18 protein-coding genes are annotated in these 16,752 nt (G+C 72.6%); 13 read left to right on the top strand and 5 right to left on the bottom strand.

Annotated elements, in window-relative coordinates; all coding sequences use genetic code 11:
• The first annotated feature begins 62 nt into the window (after window positions 1–62).
• From ACZ6MA_RS05770 to ACZ6MA_RS05785, 4 genes are all read left to right on the top strand, one after another.
• Window positions 63–215 carry a hypothetical protein gene (locus ACZ6MA_RS05770; protein WP_469431372.1) on the top strand — a complete coding sequence of 51 codons (153 nt, stop codon included), beginning with the start codon at window positions 63–65 and terminating at the stop codon, window positions 213–215.
• Window positions 216–341: 126 nt separating this feature from the next.
• Window positions 342–1,580, top strand: a complete 1,239-nt coding sequence (locus ACZ6MA_RS05775) for a hypothetical protein (protein WP_469431373.1) — start codon at window positions 342–344, stop codon at window positions 1,578–1,580.
• A gap of 21 nt (window positions 1,581–1,601) precedes the next feature.
• Window positions 1,602–2,117 carry a glycine-rich domain-containing protein gene (locus ACZ6MA_RS05780; RefSeq protein ID WP_469431375.1) on the top strand — a complete coding sequence of 172 codons (516 nt, stop codon included), beginning with the start codon at window positions 1,602–1,604 and terminating at the stop codon, window positions 2,115–2,117.
• A gap of 210 nt (window positions 2,118–2,327) precedes the next feature.
• Window positions 2,328–3,563: an MFS transporter gene (locus tag ACZ6MA_RS05785; RefSeq protein WP_469432253.1), complete on the top strand. Its 1,236-nt coding sequence runs from the start codon at window positions 2,328–2,330 to the stop codon at window positions 3,561–3,563.
• Window positions 3,564–3,632: 69 nt separating this feature from the next.
• Here ACZ6MA_RS05785 and ACZ6MA_RS05790 read toward each other — a convergent pair whose 3' ends face one another.
• Window positions 3,633–3,995: a hypothetical protein gene (locus tag ACZ6MA_RS05790; protein WP_469431376.1), complete on the bottom strand. Its 363-nt coding sequence runs from the start codon at window positions 3,993–3,995 to the stop codon at window positions 3,633–3,635.
• A 235-nt stretch (window positions 3,996–4,230) separates the two neighbouring features.
• Here ACZ6MA_RS05790 and ACZ6MA_RS05795 point away from each other — a divergent pair, with 235 nt between their 5' ends.
• A complete protein-coding gene (locus tag ACZ6MA_RS05795) occupies window positions 4,231–5,742 on the top strand; it encodes a serine/threonine-protein kinase (protein ID WP_469431378.1) in 1,512 nt (503 codons plus the stop codon).
• 50 nt (window positions 5,743–5,792) lie between these two features.
• Here the strand turns inward: ACZ6MA_RS05795 and ACZ6MA_RS05800 are convergent, their stop codons facing one another.
• Window positions 5,793–6,188, bottom strand: coding sequence for a VOC family protein (locus ACZ6MA_RS05800; RefSeq protein ID WP_469431379.1), 396 nt, complete (start codon window positions 6,186–6,188; stop codon window positions 5,793–5,795).
• 146 nt (window positions 6,189–6,334) lie between these two features.
• Here ACZ6MA_RS05800 and ACZ6MA_RS05805 point away from each other — a divergent pair, with 146 nt between their 5' ends.
• The 3 genes from ACZ6MA_RS05805 (at window position 6,335) to ACZ6MA_RS05815 (ending at window position 8,853) form a co-directional block, all read left to right on the top strand.
• Window positions 6,335–7,453, top strand: a complete 1,119-nt coding sequence (locus ACZ6MA_RS05805; RefSeq protein ID WP_469431381.1) for a DUF5937 family protein — start codon at window positions 6,335–6,337, stop codon at window positions 7,451–7,453.
• A gap of 193 nt (window positions 7,454–7,646) precedes the next feature.
• The gene (locus ACZ6MA_RS05810; protein ID WP_469431383.1) at window positions 7,647–8,192 is read left to right on the top strand and encodes a DUF4232 domain-containing protein; all 546 of its coding nucleotides are present in this window, start codon (window positions 7,647–7,649) and stop codon (window positions 8,190–8,192) included.
• 127 nt (window positions 8,193–8,319) lie between these two features.
• Window positions 8,320–8,853, top strand: coding sequence for a ferritin-like domain-containing protein (locus ACZ6MA_RS05815; protein ID WP_469431385.1), 534 nt, complete (start codon window positions 8,320–8,322; stop codon window positions 8,851–8,853).
• A gap of 33 nt (window positions 8,854–8,886) precedes the next feature.
• On the opposite strand, the gene ACZ6MA_RS05820 is transcribed toward ACZ6MA_RS05815, so the two are convergent.
• The 3 genes from ACZ6MA_RS05820 to ACZ6MA_RS05830 all read right to left on the bottom strand — a co-directional run bounded on the left by ACZ6MA_RS05820 (window position 8,887) and on the right by ACZ6MA_RS05830 (window position 11,792).
• Entirely contained in the window at window positions 8,887–10,182 is a 1,296-nt protein-coding gene (locus tag ACZ6MA_RS05820; RefSeq protein ID WP_469431386.1) for an MFS transporter, read from the bottom strand.
• Between the two features lie 414 nt (window positions 10,183–10,596).
• Entirely contained in the window at window positions 10,597–11,529 is a 933-nt protein-coding gene (locus tag ACZ6MA_RS05825; protein ID WP_469431388.1) for an anti-sigma factor RsbA family regulatory protein, read from the bottom strand.
• Window positions 11,526–11,792 carry an STAS domain-containing protein gene (locus tag ACZ6MA_RS05830; protein ID WP_469431390.1) on the bottom strand — a complete coding sequence of 89 codons (267 nt, stop codon included), beginning with the start codon at window positions 11,790–11,792 and terminating at the stop codon, window positions 11,526–11,528. The genes ACZ6MA_RS05825 and ACZ6MA_RS05830 overlap by 4 nt, the downstream gene beginning before the upstream one ends.
• 285 nt (window positions 11,793–12,077) lie before the next feature.
• Between ACZ6MA_RS05830 and ACZ6MA_RS05835 the strand changes: the two genes are divergently transcribed.
• The 5 genes from ACZ6MA_RS05835 (at window position 12,078) to ACZ6MA_RS05855 (ending at window position 16,746) form a co-directional block, all read left to right on the top strand.
• Window positions 12,078–12,491 (top strand): SRPBCC family protein, encoded by a 414-nt coding sequence (locus ACZ6MA_RS05835; protein ID WP_469431391.1) that lies wholly within the window; start codon window positions 12,078–12,080, stop codon window positions 12,489–12,491.
• Window positions 12,492–12,618: 127 nt separating this feature from the next.
• Window positions 12,619–13,302 (top strand): PepSY domain-containing protein, encoded by a 684-nt coding sequence (locus tag ACZ6MA_RS05840; RefSeq protein ID WP_469431393.1) that lies wholly within the window; start codon window positions 12,619–12,621, stop codon window positions 13,300–13,302.
• A gap of 300 nt (window positions 13,303–13,602) precedes the next feature.
• Window positions 13,603–14,151: a DUF4142 domain-containing protein gene (locus ACZ6MA_RS05845; protein ID WP_469431395.1), complete on the top strand. Its 549-nt coding sequence runs from the start codon at window positions 13,603–13,605 to the stop codon at window positions 14,149–14,151.
• A gap of 158 nt (window positions 14,152–14,309) precedes the next feature.
• A complete protein-coding gene (locus ACZ6MA_RS05850) occupies window positions 14,310–15,278 on the top strand; it encodes a TIGR03557 family F420-dependent LLM class oxidoreductase (RefSeq protein WP_469431397.1) in 969 nt (322 codons plus the stop codon).
• A gap of 121 nt (window positions 15,279–15,399) precedes the next feature.
• On the top strand, window positions 15,400–16,746 hold the full coding sequence (locus ACZ6MA_RS05855) for an erythromycin esterase family protein (RefSeq protein ID WP_469431398.1): 1,347 nt from the start codon (window positions 15,400–15,402) through the stop codon (window positions 16,744–16,746).
• Window positions 16,747–16,752 lie beyond the last annotated feature (6 nt).

Here is a 16,752-nt window from a genome sequence, read left to right on the forward strand (position 1 = left end):
TCTGACGGGGCGACAAAAGAGCAGGCCCCCCGTCGCATACGTCACCGTTTTCGGAGGTCGAGATGGACAAGCTCATCAAGAAGATGGCCCAGGACAACGTCTGGAAGGGCTGGGTCGCCGCCAACTCGGCGCGCGGCGCCGCGAAGGACGGCTGCATCAGCGTGGCCAAGTCCGGCTGCATCAGCGCGGCCCCCAAGGCCGGTTGCATCTCCTGAGGACCGTCCGCTGAACCCGGTGGAGCGAGCCCGTCCGCTTCGGTCGCGACCGCGGCCCGCTCCCCCGGCACACGGCCCCGGTCGTCCACGGGGCTCCCGTTCCCCGAGCAGACCCCGAGGGTGAGAATGAACGGTCAGCCGACAGCCGATGTCATCGATCGGATCAGGGACATACCGATCTACCAACGGTCCATCGAGCGGGGGCACTTCCCCATACTCGAGAAGCCCGAGATAGCACGGGGTTTCCCGGACAACTGGATGACACCCCGGCTCGCGCGGGCACTCGCGGCCGGCGAGGCGGAGTTCGTGCTGTCCACGGGCACCAACCACGCCCGGATGCAGATCATCCGGCCCCCGTACTTTCTGCTCGACTCCTACTACCGGCTGTGGAGCGAGCATCCCGACATCGCCGCCACATGGGAGCAGGGCTGCCAACGGGTCTCCCTCACCACGGTGTTGGCCACCGAACACGTCGCCCGCGTCAACGCGAGGAAGCGCGGCGCCGAACCGGACCCCGTACCGGGGCCCGAGGACCGGCGGCTCGACGCCCGCACCCGCTACCTCAACCTACGGCTCGACCCCGCACTCTGGGAGCGGGACGAGGCCGAGCGCATGCTCGCCGAGATCCGTACGGCGCGGCAGGCCCATCCGCGGGGCTGGTACCACCTCGACTGCTCCGGCTACCACCTGGCACACCTCGTACGGAAGGTGGACGAGTGGGGCCTGTGGGACCGGTTTCCGCAGCCCGCCAGCATCATCCACGCCTACGAATACACTCCGGTGAACGTCCGCCGTTTTCTCCGGCGGTACTTCGACTGCCCGGTCATCGACCTGTTCGGCAGTACGGAGCTGGGTTACCTCTACTACAGCGACCGCGACGGCCGGTACTGGCCGTACCTCGACGAGATGCAGGTGGAATTGCTTCCGGTGGCCCCGGGAAGTCAGCTCTTCAACCTCATTGTGACGAGTGTGCGCAATCCCCATATGCCGCTGGTCCGCTACCGCTCGGGGGACTGCGTACGCACCGTGGACGGCACGCCGGACCCGGCCAAGATCTCCCGGTTCTGCGGCCGGGAGAAGGAACTGCTGCCGGCGCCGGACGGGCCCGTCGCACAGGGAGACCTCGACGACCGCGTCGGTGCCGCGTCACCCCACGTCTTCCTCCACCAGCTCCGGCCCACCGGGGAGGCGGAAGCCGTGCTCCGGTACACGACGTTCCACGGCGCACCACTGGAGCCGGACGAGGCCGCCGCGCTGGAGCACGGCGTCGGTGAACTGACCGGGCGCCGGTGCCGCGCCGAGCACCGCACCCACATCGCCATCGGCAAGTCCGGCAAGTACGCCTGGCTCGCGCACGACCTCTGACCGACCCGACGGGAGCATGGTGTGACCACCCCACAGCCGACTGTCTCCGCCGAGGCCCTCAAGGACCTCCTCGGCAGCCGACTCCACGACGAGGTGGTAACGTACTTCACCGCCAAGACCGCCGCCGCGCCGGACCACGTCGAGCGCCAGGTCATCGAGTGTCTGCGGTACCTCTACCTCATCTCACGCCACCGCGAGCGGCTCGGCGGGCTCTTCCTGCCCGTCGAGCAGGACATCGACGAGATATGGCACTACCTCATTCTGCAGACGCGCGAGTACCGTGAGCTGTGCGAGGAGAAGTTGCCCGGCCGGTTCTTCATCCATCACCGGAGCATCGGCTACGAGGACTACCAGCGGGAGCCCGGCCGTGAGCAGGCGATCGAGGAAGCCCTGCGCTGGATCCCGCTGTACTGCCGGGAGTTCGGGCCCTTCGACGCGGGGGCGTTGCCGCACTGGACGATCGTGCGCTTCCTCCACCAGCGGCTGGACATGTCACTGGAGGAGATCGCCGCGCTCGAACCGCTGGGAGCGGCCTGAGCCGCACGCCGTGTGCGTTCGCTTCGCCGGCGGGGCCACGGCGCCCGCGGCACCACCCGGCGTGGCGTCCGGGAAGAACTGGCACACCGGGGGACGGGGAAAGACATCGTGAGCGCTCGGTCCGGCAAGGCGGCCACGCACCGCGGTCCGGGGGCCGCCGGCTCCGCCGGGGCCCGTGCCGTTCCGGAAGTCCCGCAGCAGCGGCGGGTCCTGACCGTCCTGGTCGTCTCCCAGATCCTCAGCGGTGCGGGGCTCGCCGCCGGTATCACCGTCGGCGCGCTGCTCGCCGAGGAGATGCTCGGCTCCACCGGCCTCGCCGGGGTGCCCAGCGCGCTGTTCACCGCCGGGGCCGCGCTCGGTGCCATGGGGGTCGGGCGCCTCTGCCAGCGCTGGGGGCGGCGGCCGGGGCTCGCCCTGGGGTACGGCGTCGGCGCGCTCGGCAGTCTCGGCGTCGTCACGGCGGCCGTCGTCGACAGCGTGTACCTGCTGTTCCTCTCCCTCTTCGTCTACGGGGCGGGCACGGCGACCAATCTGCTGGCCCGGTACGCGGGGGCGGACCTCGCGTCGCCCTCGCGCCGGGGCCGTGCGGTGAGTACCGTGCTCTTCGCCACCACGCTCGGCGCGGTGGTCGGGCCCCTCCTGGTGAGCGCCACCGGAGACGTCGCCCAGGCGTGGGGCATCCCCCGTCTCGCCGGGCCCTTCATGCTGGCCGTCCTCGCGTTCACGGCGGCCGCCTCCGTGCTGGGCACCTTTCTGCGCCCGGACCCGCTGCTGCTGGCGCGTGACCTCGCGGCGGCCGGCGGGGCGCCGGGTGACGCCGGCCGCGCGGGTGACACTCCCGCCGCCCGGACGGACACCCGCGCCGTCGCCACCGGTGCGGCGGTCATGGTCGTCACCCAGCTCGTGATGATCGCGATCATGACGATGACGCCCGTCCATATGCGGGCCCACGGGCACGGCACACAGGCGGCCGGCCTCGTCATCGCCCTCCATGTGGCGGCGATGTTCATGCCGTCCCCGCTCACGGGCATGCTCGTCGACCGCCTGGGCCGGCTGTGGGTCGCCGCCATGTCGGGCCTGACGCTCCTCGCCGCCGGAGTCCTCGCCGCCGTGGCACCGCCGCACTCGGTGGCCGCGCTCGCGGCGGCCCTCGTCCTGCTGGGCCTGGGGTGGAACTTCGGTCTGCTCAGCGGCACCGCGATCGTCACGGACGCGGTGCCGCTCGCCCGGCGTGCCGCGACCCAGGGCACGGTCGACGTGGGCATCGCCATCGCCGGTGCCACCGGCGGGATGGCATCGGGCCTCGTCGTGGCGGCGAGCGGATTCCCGGTGCTGGGGGTGGGAGGGGCCGTCCTCGCGCTCGCGATCGTCCCCGTGCTGGCCCTGGCCGTCCGGCCGCCGCGTGCCGCGCCGGCGGCGGCCGTCAAGAGCGAGCAGCGGGTCTGACACAGGCACGGCCGGGGCCGGAAGTACCGGTACCCGCGCCGGTCGTTTCCTCCGGCCCCGGGAGCCGTCCTACGGGGCGGACCGGCGCGTGACGATCCGCCTGATGCCCCACCCGGTGACGGCGAGCACGGTGCCCGAGCCCAGGGACGCGAGGAACGGCGGCAGGCTGGAGCGCCACAGTTCCTCCCCGGACACCCCGTCGGACCGGGCGGGCGGACGGGTGGCGGGCGGCGCCGACGGGATGGCCGCCGGCGGGGACGCCTGGGCGGTGGCCCGGGTAGCGGCCCCGGCGGCGGGGACGGCGGGAAGCGCCGCCACGAGGAAGGTCAGCGCGATGACCGCGTGGCGGGCACGGTAGCGCACCGGTGCCGCACGGTGGCGGCTTTGGCCATGAAGGCGGTCGCGGAAGTCGTGCTCTTTACAGTGGTTCATGACGCCCCTCGTCGGGGTGGGGACCGGGCCGCCGCTCCTGCTGCCCGCTGGTCTGCGGCGGCCCGGTCGTAGCGAAACCGGCGGCGAACACCGTCGGCCCCTCCAGTCGACACCCGGGCCCGGCGGGGCTGACGCATCTGCCGTGCGGAGAGTTGTCAGATAATCCCCGGCGGTTCACCGGGATATGGGACGATCGACTTCCTCTGACACGATCTGACAGCAGGGAGCCTCGGCTATGCCCGCACAGACGCGGGGTGGGCGGGGGCCGGACAGCGCCCTGCTCCGGCTACGCGACGCGATGTGCGCCTTGCGCGAGGCCGCGGGCACCCCCTCGTACCGCACGATCTCCCAGGCCGTCAATCGGGACAACTCGCTGCCCGCCACCGCCTCGCACACCACCGTCGGGGAGATCCTGACCGGCCGGAGTCTGACAGGATCTGACACCCTGCACGCCGTCGTCCTGCAGCTGCTGCGGATGAGCGGGGGCGGCGGGGAGGAGCGCCGGCCGGAGGACGAGGTCTGGTCGGAGATCAAGGCCCTGTGGACGCAGGCGGACCAGGAGAAGCGCCGCCCCCTCCCCCAGTCCGTACAGGCATTCGCCTCGGCGTTCCGTGACACGGTCGTCGCCCGGCTGGGCACCGACCTCGACGCCGTCAGCCGCACGCTGCGGATGCGTTTCCCCGGCGCACCGGCCGATACGGTCTCACCGGCCGCGCTGACCGCCGTCGCCCGGGGCGCGCGCGTGCCGGGGCGGGCCGAGATCGATCGGTTGCTCGCGCTGCTGCCCGACGGCCCGGGCCTCTCCCCCGGGGGCCGGCAGGCCTTGATGTGTGCCTACTTCGCCGCCCTCCGTGACAGCGAACCCGCGCGGTACGAGGAGTACCTGGCGGAGGACGAGGGTGCGGCCCGCCACGCGTACACGAGCGCGCTCGAGGAGGAAGTGCGGGCGCTGCGGCGGGAATTACGGGAGACCGATCAGCGGGCGGCCCGCGGTACCTCCCTCGCCCTCCGGCGGACGGGCGACGCCGAGCGGCTCCAGGTCGAGCTGAAGCGCGTCAGGCTGCACGAGTCCACCGCGCTGCGGGAGGCCGAGCGACTGCGGACGGACCTGCGTGTCAACGCCGACCAGGTGCGACGGCTGCAGGACCGGGTGGCCTCGTTGCAGAGCGAACTCACCACGGCCCGGGCGGAGACCTCCCAGGCACACGCCCTCGCCACCCTCAAGGAGGCCGAGGCCACGGTCGCCTCGGCCGCCGGCCACCTCAGCCCCATGACCGGGCCCACCCCGTACGACTCCCCCGTCACCTACGACACCGATTCCTACGGTGGCTACGGCGGCTCCACCGGATTCGCCGCCTCGCCCGTGGACTCGCTCGAATACGCCCATCCATACGGTCTCGGCAAGCCCGAGGTGCCGTGGCCGCATCCGTGGCCTTCGCCCGGGGCCGGCGCGGCGGTTCCCCCGCAGGGCACACCCCGCACGGTGTACGGGTGGGCACTGCTGGTGCCGCCGCGGAGCCCGTCGCCCGCCACCGGGCACCAGCGCGTGCCCTCGGTGCCGACGGGGCGGGAGCTGGAGCCCACCCCGCCGGCCGCGACCGGCCCGTCACTTCCCGTCGGTCCGGCCCCCGGTGGGCATCCGGTCCGGGAGACGGAAGGCGCCCGCACCGACCGGGGGCTGTTCGGGCGGTTGCAGTCGATGTTCCAACCGGGCCACGGCCGGCACGCGCGGCGTCCCCACGAGTGACCGTGACGGCGACGGGACCAGCGGGGCGGCCACGCGGGCCAGGGCCAGGCTCAGCACTTGGGCCGGTCCCGGCGCGCGGCCAGGGAGAACGGGTGCCCGGCCGGGTCGGAGTAGATGCGCACATCGTCGGGGCCGCCGTTGTTCTTCGTGTCCAGCGGCCGGGCGCCGAGGCCTATGGCTTCGCGTTCCGCCTCGTCCATGTCGTCCCGGGCGACGAGAATACGGAGGTGTGCCTGCTGGGAATCGTCCGGTCGTGGCCAACTGGGCGGCGCCAGGCCGTGATCCTTGCGGATCGCCAGGTATGCGCCGTCGAGGCCGACGACCTCGATGAAATCGGGGTCGGCTCCCGGCTGGGTCCGCGCGTCCAGCAGCGTGGCGTAGAACTCCGCCAACGCCTCGGGTTCGGCGCAGTCCAGGACCAGCACACTCGTTTTCGCGACGGTCATCTGTCGTCCCCTCATCACTGTCGGAAGGCCGAGCGGGGTGCGTCTTCGGGACGTCTACCCGTAAACCGGGGCGGCACCGCGGCGGTCCGGGATCCGGGGGCGGCCGCACGTCAGGGGTGCGGGACGGCGGCAGGCACCATGGTGGCATGAGCGTCTTCATCGACATCGCGGGTCTGGCGACCACGGACATCGTCTTCGAGTTGTCCCCGCTTGCCGAGCTGGGCCTCGCCCTGCACACCTTGTCCGAGCCCGGGCACCACCCGGGGCTGGCGGGCTGGGCCACCGCCACGGCCGCCTCGCTGGAGCCCGGTCTCGCGGGGCGCCTGCGCGAAGCCGACTTCCTCTGGCGCAATACGTTCTCCGATCTCTTCATGCCCTTCGCGGGTGTGCGTGGTGGTGACGGCAGGACCCGGGCGACGCTCGCCGAGGAGCTGGCTCTCATGGACCGGCTGGACGACGAGCAGTTCGTCGCGACGGCCTTGGAGTTCTGCAGTCTCGACTCCTACGACACGGGCGGCGCTTCACCGCTCGGCGACCCCGTGGCGCGGGCGCGGGCGTTGGATCTGGCGGCGGCCCGCGGTCCCCAGCAAAGGGAGTTCACCGCACGGCTGTTGCGGGCCCCCGGCTCGGTGCGGGTGTGGATGCGTCGTCTCGTCGAGGACTGCGACTCCGCCTTCTTCGCCGACACCTGGCACCGGGTGCGGGGCAAGCTGGCCGCCGACGCCCGGCACAAGACGGAGTTGCTGCGGCGCAAGGGGCTCGGGCACGCACTGAGCGCGGTCTCGACGGCCCTGATCCTGGAGGAAGGGGGCGGGCGGATCCGGGCCGACAAGCTGTCGGAGGGGCAGGCGACGGCGGTGGATCCCGAGGTGGGGGCGGGTCTCACCTTCGTGCCGTCCCACTTCGGCTGGCCGCATCTGATGATCCTGCACCGGCCCGGGTGGCGTCCGGTCGTCCATTACCCCGTCGGCGGACCCGAACTCCCGGCGCCCACTTCGGTGGAGCTGCTCACGCTGCGGCTCGAAGCCCTGGCCCACCCCGTACGGATACAGCTGTGCCGCAACACGGCCCGGGCCCCGCACACCACGGGAGAGCTGGCCGTCATCCTCGGCATCAGCGCACCCGAGGTCTCCCGCCATCTGGCGGTGCTGCGGAAGGCCGGCCTGATCGTCACGCGCCGCCGCGGCCGGTACGTCATGTACCAGCTCGACATCACCGTGGTGGCCCGGCTCAGCAGCGACTTCCTGGAGGGAATCCTGCGGTAGCCCCGGCGCGGTGCGGAAAGCCGGTCGACGGCGCACCGTGCGGCGGGAGAGACGCGTTCGGCGTGACGGCCGGCGCGCGGTGCCGCCCGGCCGTGTCCGCCCGTGCGCCCGCGGGTAGGCGGCCAGTTGGCCCGGCGTGCGCCGGGTCTCACCCGGGCAACGCTTGTCCGGCGTCCGTGGAAAGGACACACCAGTGATACGTCGCGAGACCACCACATTCGTCCACACCGCCGCCGCGATCGGCACGGTGCTCCTCATGACGGCCGGGGCGGGGGCCGCGCAGGCGGCCCCGGCGGGGACCGCCGCCCCGCACGCGGTCGCCACCTGCAAGACCTCCGACCTCCGGATCTCCTTCCACGACCGGCTCGGCGGCGGGATGAACCACGCCGGCGGCACGCTGGAGCTGCGGAACACCTCCGGCCGTCCCTGCGCGCTGCGCGGCTACCCCGGGCTGGGCCTGGAGAACGCCCGGCACGCCCCGCTGCCCACCCGCACGGTGCGGGGCAGCACCTGGTACGCGGACGACCCCGGCAACAAGGTCGTCCGGCTGCGTCCGGGCGAGGCCGCGCAGGCCAACGTCGCCTGGACCCACTCCGGTACCGAGGCGCGGCGCGCCGGCCATCTGCGGGTGACGCCGCCCGGCGCCACGACCTACCGCACCATCGCGCTGGACGACATCGTCGACCACGGGGAACTCCACGTCACCGCGGTGGCCCACAAGGTCCCCCCGCGCGACTGACACGGCGCCTTCCGTTGCGGCGAACCGGTCATCTTGGGGCGGCCCGCGTGGCGGTGCCCCGCCCCGGGGGAACCTCTTCTTCCCGAGCGCCGGAAGCCGGGCGCGACGCGAACAGAGAGGGCCGGGCATGAGCGACGACTTCGTGCTGGATGTCACCAGGATCCGCGAGGACGCACGGCGGAAGATGGAGGCGGGACCCGTGACCGACTCGTACGGCGTCGACAGCGAACGCGTGATCGATATCCTCAACGACGTCATCGCGACGGAGATGGTGTGCTGGCTGCGCTACACCCGGCACGCCATCTCGGCGACCGGCATCGACCGGGCGCAGGTGGCCGCCGAGTTCACCGAGCACGCCACGCAGGAGATGCAGCACGCCATGAGGGCGGCGGAGCGCGTCTCCCAGCTCGGGGGCGAGCCCGATTTCGATCCGGCGACGCTGGCCCGGCGGGCGCACACCGACTACACCACCCCGTCACCGGACGATCTGAAGCAGATGCTGGAGCACAATCTGCTCGCCGAGCGGATCGTCATCTCCAGCTACCAGGAGATCGTCCGCTGGCTGGGTGACCGCGACCCCACCACGCGCCGACTGCTGGAGTCCATCCTCGAGGAGGAAGAGGAGCACGCCGACGACATCCTCGACCTGCTCGGCACGTGATGCGGTCGCGGTCACCGCGCGCCCCGCCCCGGATCACGGGTCGTGGTGGGTCCGTGCGGTGTCCGGGGAACCGCCCAGCGCCTGGCGTGGCACTCTCGGCTCTTCCGTATCCGGTGCGGTGAACTCCTGGGCGGGCGGGTCACGGCGGCGCCGGTCGCCCAGTGCACCGATGGCGAGGAGGACGCAGGCGACGGCCACCCCGGTGAGGAGGGTGAACGTGGGGGTGGTGGAGCTGAGCATGGCGCCCGCCAGGGTCGCGCCGCCCGCGTAGCCGATGGCGGCGATCGCCCCCATCACCGAGTAGCCGGCGGCCAATGCGGCGGGCTCCAGTCTCTCGCGCACCGCCATGTGCCGGGTGACCTGGGCGCCGGCGTACAGCAGGCCGGCGACCGACAGCGCGGCCACGATGGCCGCGAGGCAGTGGCCGAGGGCCGCGGACATCACACAGCACGCGATGCCGAGCACCAGGACGAGTCCCTGCCGCTGGGGGTGGCCCGGCCAGCGCCGCAGCCCGTAGACCATGGCGCCCAGCACGGCGAAGCCCGATTGCATGGTGAGCATGGGCCCCACCCAGCCGATGGGCGCGCCGCACTCCTCCACCAGCGCGGGCAATGCCAGTTCCGACAGGGCGAACAGGATCAGGGCGGCGGCTCCCGCGAGATAGGCGGGCCAGGCGGGGAGCACGCACCGCAGGAGGGAGGGGCCGGTGCGGACCACCTCTTCGGACTCCCAGCGCATCGGCAGAGCGCGCAGCGCCTTGGCCGCGGTGAAGGCCAGCAGGGCGGCCACCCACAAGGGGGCGCAGAAGGCGAAGTCCAGAGCCAGCCAGCTCACGAGTGCCGGGCCGACGGCCGAGGTGGTGTAGGCCAGCATGGTCTCGGCGCTCAGGACGCGGGGGCGCAGTTGTGCGGGCACCTGGGTGGTGAGCAGCGTGCGCAGACCCGCGGGGCTCGCGGCGGGGGCGGCGCCCGCGAGAGCGGCGAGCGCTGCCAGGAGCACCGGATGGGCGCCCCGCAGCATGCCGAGCGCGGCGAAGGCGACGGCTCCGCCGCCCAGTCCGCAGGCCAGTTGGCCGACGACGCGTTTGGGGCGCAGCCGTGGACCGAGGATAGCCCCGCCCACGACCTCGCCCAGCGTGAACGCCGCGGCGAGGAACGCGCCGAGTGCGTAGCCCCCGGGTTCCTCGCGGACGAGGAAGACGCAGGCCAGCGGCATTATGGCGACGGGCAGTCGGGCGGTGGTCATGACCGCCGCCCAGATCAGCAGGGGACGGGTGACGAGTTCGCGGTATCCGGCGGGATGTGCCGGTCCCGAGGCGGTGTGTCCCATGTCCAGACAGTAGGGTCGCAGTGGATCTCCTCGGGGAAATCTGCAGCGGGGGTCGCCTTGTGGGACGCACGAGGGGGACGCGAGGGGAAAAGACACCCCGTGTGCATGATCCAGCGCGCGGCGCACTGCTCGTGCGCACGGCGCGCACGGCATGGCGCTGGCGCCTCTGGGGCTCGCGCCGCCACGGGGTGGGTGCGGGGTCGTCGCCGCAGCACCGGAGTGATCATATGAACGCCGGTAGGGGCAGCCCGGGGCGGCTGTGAACGGTGGGGAGAACACCGGGGTGACCGCCCCGCACGGTCGCGGCCCCGCACGGCCACGGCCCGCTCCACGGGCGACGTGCGACGCACCGACCGGGACGCGCGCGAGGACACCGCTGCTGCCACCTACCGACGCTGCTCGCGTCGTGGCCGGTCAGCGCCGGAGGTAGAAGCGGGTGGTGGTGCCCTGGGGGTGGGTGTGGGTGCGGACCAGGTCGCTGACGTAGTGGACCATGAGCAGCCCCCGGCCGCCGGGCTGGGACGGCGGGGGCGGACAGCGGCCGGCCAGGGGGGCGCTGATGTGTCCGCGGTCCTCGACCTCGCAGACCAGGTGCTCGCCCTCGGCCCAGACCCGCAGGGTGCCACTACCGCCGCCGTGCACCACGCTGTTGGTGGTCAGCTCCGCCACCGACAGTTCCAGATCGCTGTGCCGGCCGTCGGGCAGCCCGAAGCCCGCCGCGAGCCCGGCGGCGAAGTGCCGGGCGTCGGGGAGGCTCTTGGCGTCGAAGGTGAACGCGGACACCCCGGGCGGTGGGGACAGGGGCTCGTTGTACCGGGCGACGACGCGGTCGGGGGCGTAGGCGTCGCTGGCCCGCTCCCGGCCGCCGTCCCTGACGACGGGGTGGGTGGCCTCGGCGTCGGCGAGCACGGCGGCGGACAGCCGGCCGGTGTCGTAAGGGCACAGGATGGTCACGTCTCGGCCGGTGAACGCGTAGTTGATGAGCGCCTCGTGCTGCACGCACGCCGGGTACTCGTCCGCGGTGCGGCCGGCCCAGATGGGCTCGCCGATGATCCGCACATGACGGTCCTGGTGGGCATCGGCGAAGGCGCGCAGGACGCGGGGGATGATCCGGCCCGGATTGCGCCCGGCCTGCTGCATGTCGATGAGGCGCACCGAGCCGGCCTGCTCGCCCAGGGCGTCGCGGAGCAGCGTGAGGTTCCTCTCGGGAACGGCCACGGCCACCGGCTCCCCCGCGGCCAGTCCGTCCCGGATGAAGGGCACGGTGGCGGCCAGGTATTCGGTATCGCCACGGTAGAAGAGGGCTGGGTGTACGAACGCCTCACCGCTGACTGTCACGCCCGTCACCCCGTCACCTCGATCATCGTCAGATCGGACCAGAACATCTCCAACGCACGACGTAGCGACGGCGGTGGTTCGTGGACGACGATCCGTCTTCCGGCGCGGCCGATCCGCTGGGCCGCCAGGGCCAGGGCGGAGGCGCCCGCGACGTCGACGAAGGTGACGGCCGACAGCTCCAGGTAGGCGTCTCCGCCGCGGGCGAGCAGACGCTCCAACGCGCCCTCCCACTCCGTCTGCGTCGTCAGGCAGATCTCGCCGGAAGCGGACATTCCCGACTGATCCGCGCACGGACGGATGTCGAGAGCGCCCTGCCGTGGCGCGTCACCGCCCGACCGCACCGTATGTGGCCCATCCATGGACTCGCCCCCAGCTTCTGCCGGTGGCCAGTATCGCCTACATTTCCGCGCGAGGAAGACGGTCGCGTCACGAATCCGGCCGTGACCGGTGCGGGCCGAAGGATGGACGGACCGGGGCGAACGGGTGGTTTCACGCCTCGGGGGCCGCCGACGGGGCAGGCGGGTCATGGAGGGTTTCGGACCGACGATGGGTGTGGCATGAGCGAATACGAGCGTTCCCGTACGATGCCCGCGCTGCCCGAGCATGTCTTCGACCAGGCGGCCATGGTGAGCCGGCTCGACAGCTGGCTGCCCTCGGACCTGCATGTGCACGCCCCGCGGGGGCTCCCGGAGGTGACGGTGCACGAGGACCGCACCGGCGAGGACGCGGCCGCGCTGTTCCGGACGTGGCCGGACCGGCTGCGGGTGGAGTGGGGGACCCGGGACGACGCCGGCTATGCCGGGTGGCTCCAGGTGACCGGTGCGGGCGGGGGCGCGAGCGAGGTGACGGTGCACTTGTCCTTCTTCGACGAACGGCACGACCCCGGGGAAGAGGCCGTGCGCACCGCGCTGGAACGGAGTCTGGAGCGGTTGGAGGAGCAAGTGCGCCTCCATGTCGACAACGCGGGATGAGTCCGCGCTCCTGGGCCGGGGCGGGGTCCGTGGGGCCCGCCCGTGCCGCTCCTCCCCCGTTCGCCCCTCGGGTGATTCCGGGCGCGAGGGGGCATGATCGGGGCGGACCGGGGCAAGACGTGTGCCCATGGACGATACATCCGAATCCGAAGTGCACAGCGGCCCGCGCGCAGGGCTCCGTCGCGCTGTCGGCGTGCTGTGCGGGCTCTCCCTCTCGCTCGCCCTGGTGGCGGGATGCGGGGACGACGGCGGGAGCGGCGGCGGGGGGAACGCCACGTCCTCGACGCCGTCCGCCGGCGCGTCGACGGCCACCGGAGGGCTCACCCAGGATCAGGCCGAGCGCAAGGCGCTGGTGCCGGCGGCGAAGGTCGGCTACGAACGTGCCGTGGACGCCGCGACGGAGAAGGTCCCCGGCGGCAGGCTGGTCTCCGTGGAACTGAAGCGCTCGGGCAGTGCCGGTCCGCAGTGGTACACCGAGGTGGCGGCCCCGGACGGCACCGCCCATGTCGTCCGTGTCGACGCCGTCTCCGGCAAGGTCCTGCAGTCGGGGGTGAAGGCGGACCAGGACGACGGGGACAGGCGGGAGCTGACCACCCTGCTGGGCAAGGCGAAGGTGTCGCCGCGGGACGCGGCCGCGACGGCCGTCGGACGGGCCAAGGGCACGGTCACCTCCGTCGAACTCGACGACACGGACAGCGGCGCGGGCATCTGGTCCGTCGACGTCGTGACGACCGGCGACTGGAACAAGACCACGTTCGACGTGGACGCGGCCCATCGCAAGATCCTGCGCGAGCACGTCGACCGCGACTGAGCCGCCCCAGGAACGGCGCCGCACCCGCCGGCCGCCCGGCCGTGCGGGCGGGTGCGGGGAGGGCCGTAGACGTCGCCCGGTGACCGGCCCGGCCGGCCGCGGGCGCCGTCGGCTGGGCCAGCCGGGTGCGGGCGCTGCGCCGTTCGCGGGATGCTGCGCGCGCGGGCCCGGCTCGGTGGCAGGCATGTTGTGGCCGGGCCGCCGCATCAGCGTTCCGTGGGACCCGGCACCACACGGCGGCCTGCCCGGCATACATCCTCACGCGCGTGGCCGTCAGCCCGAGAACGAACGGAGCAACCCATGCGTATGCGACACCAGCTGGCCACCGTCGTGGCGGTACTGGCCGCGAGCGGTACGGCCATCAGCCCCGCCCTGGCGACCTGTCCCCGCACCAGCTCGGCCGACGACACCTTCCTGCGCACCGCGCACCAGGGGAACCTGGCCGAGATCGCCACCGCGATGGACGCCGGCAAGAACGCCACCACGTCCTGTGTGAAGCGGGTCGCCAAGGTCCTCGTCCACGACCACACGAAGATGGACGCCAAGGTCCGCAGGGTGGCGGACAAGCTGGACGTCTCCCTGCCCGGCTCCCCCACGGCCGAGCAGAAGAAGCAGCTCGCGAAGTTGCGGACGAAGGCCCACACCAAGGCGTACGACATGGCGTGGCTCAAGGCACAGGCCGCCGGGCACGAGAAGACACTGGGCCTGATCGACCACGAGTTGAAGTACGGCCACAACGACAAGGTCCGGCACCTGGCGAAGAAGCTCCGGCCCACCGTCGTCATGCACCTCGAACTCGTCCACGGCGGCACCTGCCACGACACGCACAAGGACGGCAACGGCCGTTAGGCACCCGCTCCTCCCCCGCCCCCGGCCGGCGCGAGCAGCGACGGCCGGGGGGCTCGCCCGGCCATGAGCGGCGCCCGGCCCATACCGCGCGCGGCTCGGGGAACGTGTCAGGGCGACGGCGACCCATCGACATGACACGAGCCAAAGGAGTGAGGCAGATGAAGGTCGGCTACAAGCTGGCGACGGAGTCCTTCGGACCGGGCGAGCTGATCCGGCAGGCCGTAGCGGCCGAGCGGGCCGGGTTCGACTTCGTGGAGATGAGTGATCATTTCCATCCCTGGCTGGACAACCAGGGTCATTCGCCGTTCACCTGGACGGTGCTGGGGGCGATCGCGGTGAAGACCGAGCGGATCGGTCTGGTGACGGGCGTGACCTGTCCGACGGTGCGTTACCACCCGGCGATCATCGCGCAGGCCGCCGCCACGCTCGCCCTGGTCTGCGACGGCCGCTTCACCCTCGGCGTGGGGTCCGGGGAACGGCTCAACGAACACGTCGTGGGACCGGGATTCCCCGGCTCGGTGCCGGTGCGCCACGAGATGCTGCGGGAGGCCCTGGAGATCATCCGCTCGCTGTGGCGCGGTGGCTACCGCTCCTACGAGGGCAAGCACCTGCGCCTGGAGGACGCGCGGGTCTTCGACCTGCCGGAGGAACTGCCGCTGATCCCGGTGGCGGCCGGCGGGGCGGCCGCGGCCCGCATCGCCGCCGAACTCGGGGACGGGCTGTTCGCGACCGAGCCGAAGCCGGAACTCGTCCGGCATTACCGCGAGGCCGGTGGCAGCGGACCGTGTTACGCCGAGGTGCCCATGGCGTGGGCGCCCGACGAGCACACCGCCGCCAAAGCCGTGCTGGAGACCTCGCGCTGGGCCGTGACGGGGTGGAAGGTGATGAGCGAGCTGCCCAACCCGGCCAATTTCGCCGCCGCGACGACCACCGTCCGCGAGGAGGACATCCTCGAACAGTTCGCCTGCGGCCCCGACCCGGCCCGCTATGTCGAGGCCGCGCAGCAGTACGTCGACGCCGGTTTCGACCATCTGGTCATGCAGAACGCCGGCCCGGACCCGGAGGGGTTCATCGACTTCTACCAGCGTGAACTCGACCATCGGATCCGGGCGCTCAAGCCGAGCTGACGCTCCCCGGTGGGGCTGTCCCCACCATCGAGGCGGGTGGTGGCGGGATCGCCGGTGCGGCGCGGCCGGGGAAAACTGTTTCCGCACCGCTCGCCCGGCCCCACCCGTAGGGGGAACCCGTATGTCACCCGTCTCACGACGGTCGCTGCTCGCCGCACTGCCCGCCCTGGGGCTGTCCGTCACCGCTCCGCCGGCGCGGGCCGTGGCACCGCCGGACGACCGGGCCGGCTCGGCCGTCGCCGCGCTGGCCCGTGCCTGCCGGCCGCTGCGGTCGACGGAGCCCTCCGGCGACCTCGGCGATCTGCGTCCGCTGGGCGCGATGATCGGTGACGTGCCGGTGGTCGGTCTCGGCGAGGTGGCGCACGGGTCGCACGAGCTGGTCACCCTCAAGCACCGGGTGTTCCGGTACCTGGTGGAGAACAAGGGGTTCACCACCTTCGCGCTGGAGGCGGGCTGGGGCGCCGGGCTGCGGCTCGACGCCTACGTGCGGCACGGCACCGGCGATCCGCGCGCGATCATGGAGACGGAGTTCGGGCAGGGCAAGTGGCCGTGGCACGTCCGCGAGTATCTGGACCTGATCACGTGGATGCGTGAGCACAACGTGCGCCACCCGAGGACACCGGTGCGGTTCATGGGCAACGACCTGGCCTACCCGCGCATCGACGACCTGCTGTTCGAGCGGGTCCTCGGGTACGTCGGCCGACGGCATCCGGCGCTGCGGGCGAGGTTCGACGGGCTCTACGACGCGTTGTGGGCCCATGCGGCCGAAGCCGACTTCAGCGCACTGCCGATCGCCGAGCGCCGCCGGCTGGCGGGCCTGGCCCGGCAGGCCGTGCGCCTCCTGGAGGGGCTGCGCCCCGGTGGCGACCGCACGGCCCACGACTGGGCCGTGCAGCACGCGCGGGTCATCGAGCAGACGGCCACCTTGCTGGCCTTCGACCTCAAGGACCCGGCGAAGCAGCCCGAGGCCATGCGGTACCGCGATGAACTCATGGCGAGGAACACCGCCTGGTGGTACCGGCACACCGGTCACAAGGTCCTGCTGGCCGCGCACAACGGCCATACCGCCTATGAGACCTACGATCCCGCCCACTACCCCGTCACCCAAGGCGCCTACCTGCGAAAGCTGCTCGGTGACGACGGTTACCTCAGTGTGGGCACGACCTTCGGAAGCGGCACCGCCACGGTGCCGGGCGACGACGGGAAGTGGCGGACCGACACGTACGGGCCGCCCAGGGCGGGCAGCAGCGAGGAGGCCCTGGAGCGGGTGGGCCGCCGGACGCGGCACCGCGACTTCCTGGTGGACCTGCGGACCGCGCCCCTGGCGGCCCGCGAGTGGTCGTCGCGGGCCCGCCCCACCCGGGACATCGGGCCGCCCGGAGACCCCTACCGCCCGTTCGCCCTGGGCAGGGGGCACCATGTCCTCATCCATCTGCACGGCTTCCGGGCGGCGCACCCGCTGGGGTGACGGCCA

Source organism: Streptomyces sp. NPDC042259, assembly GCF_055582085.1.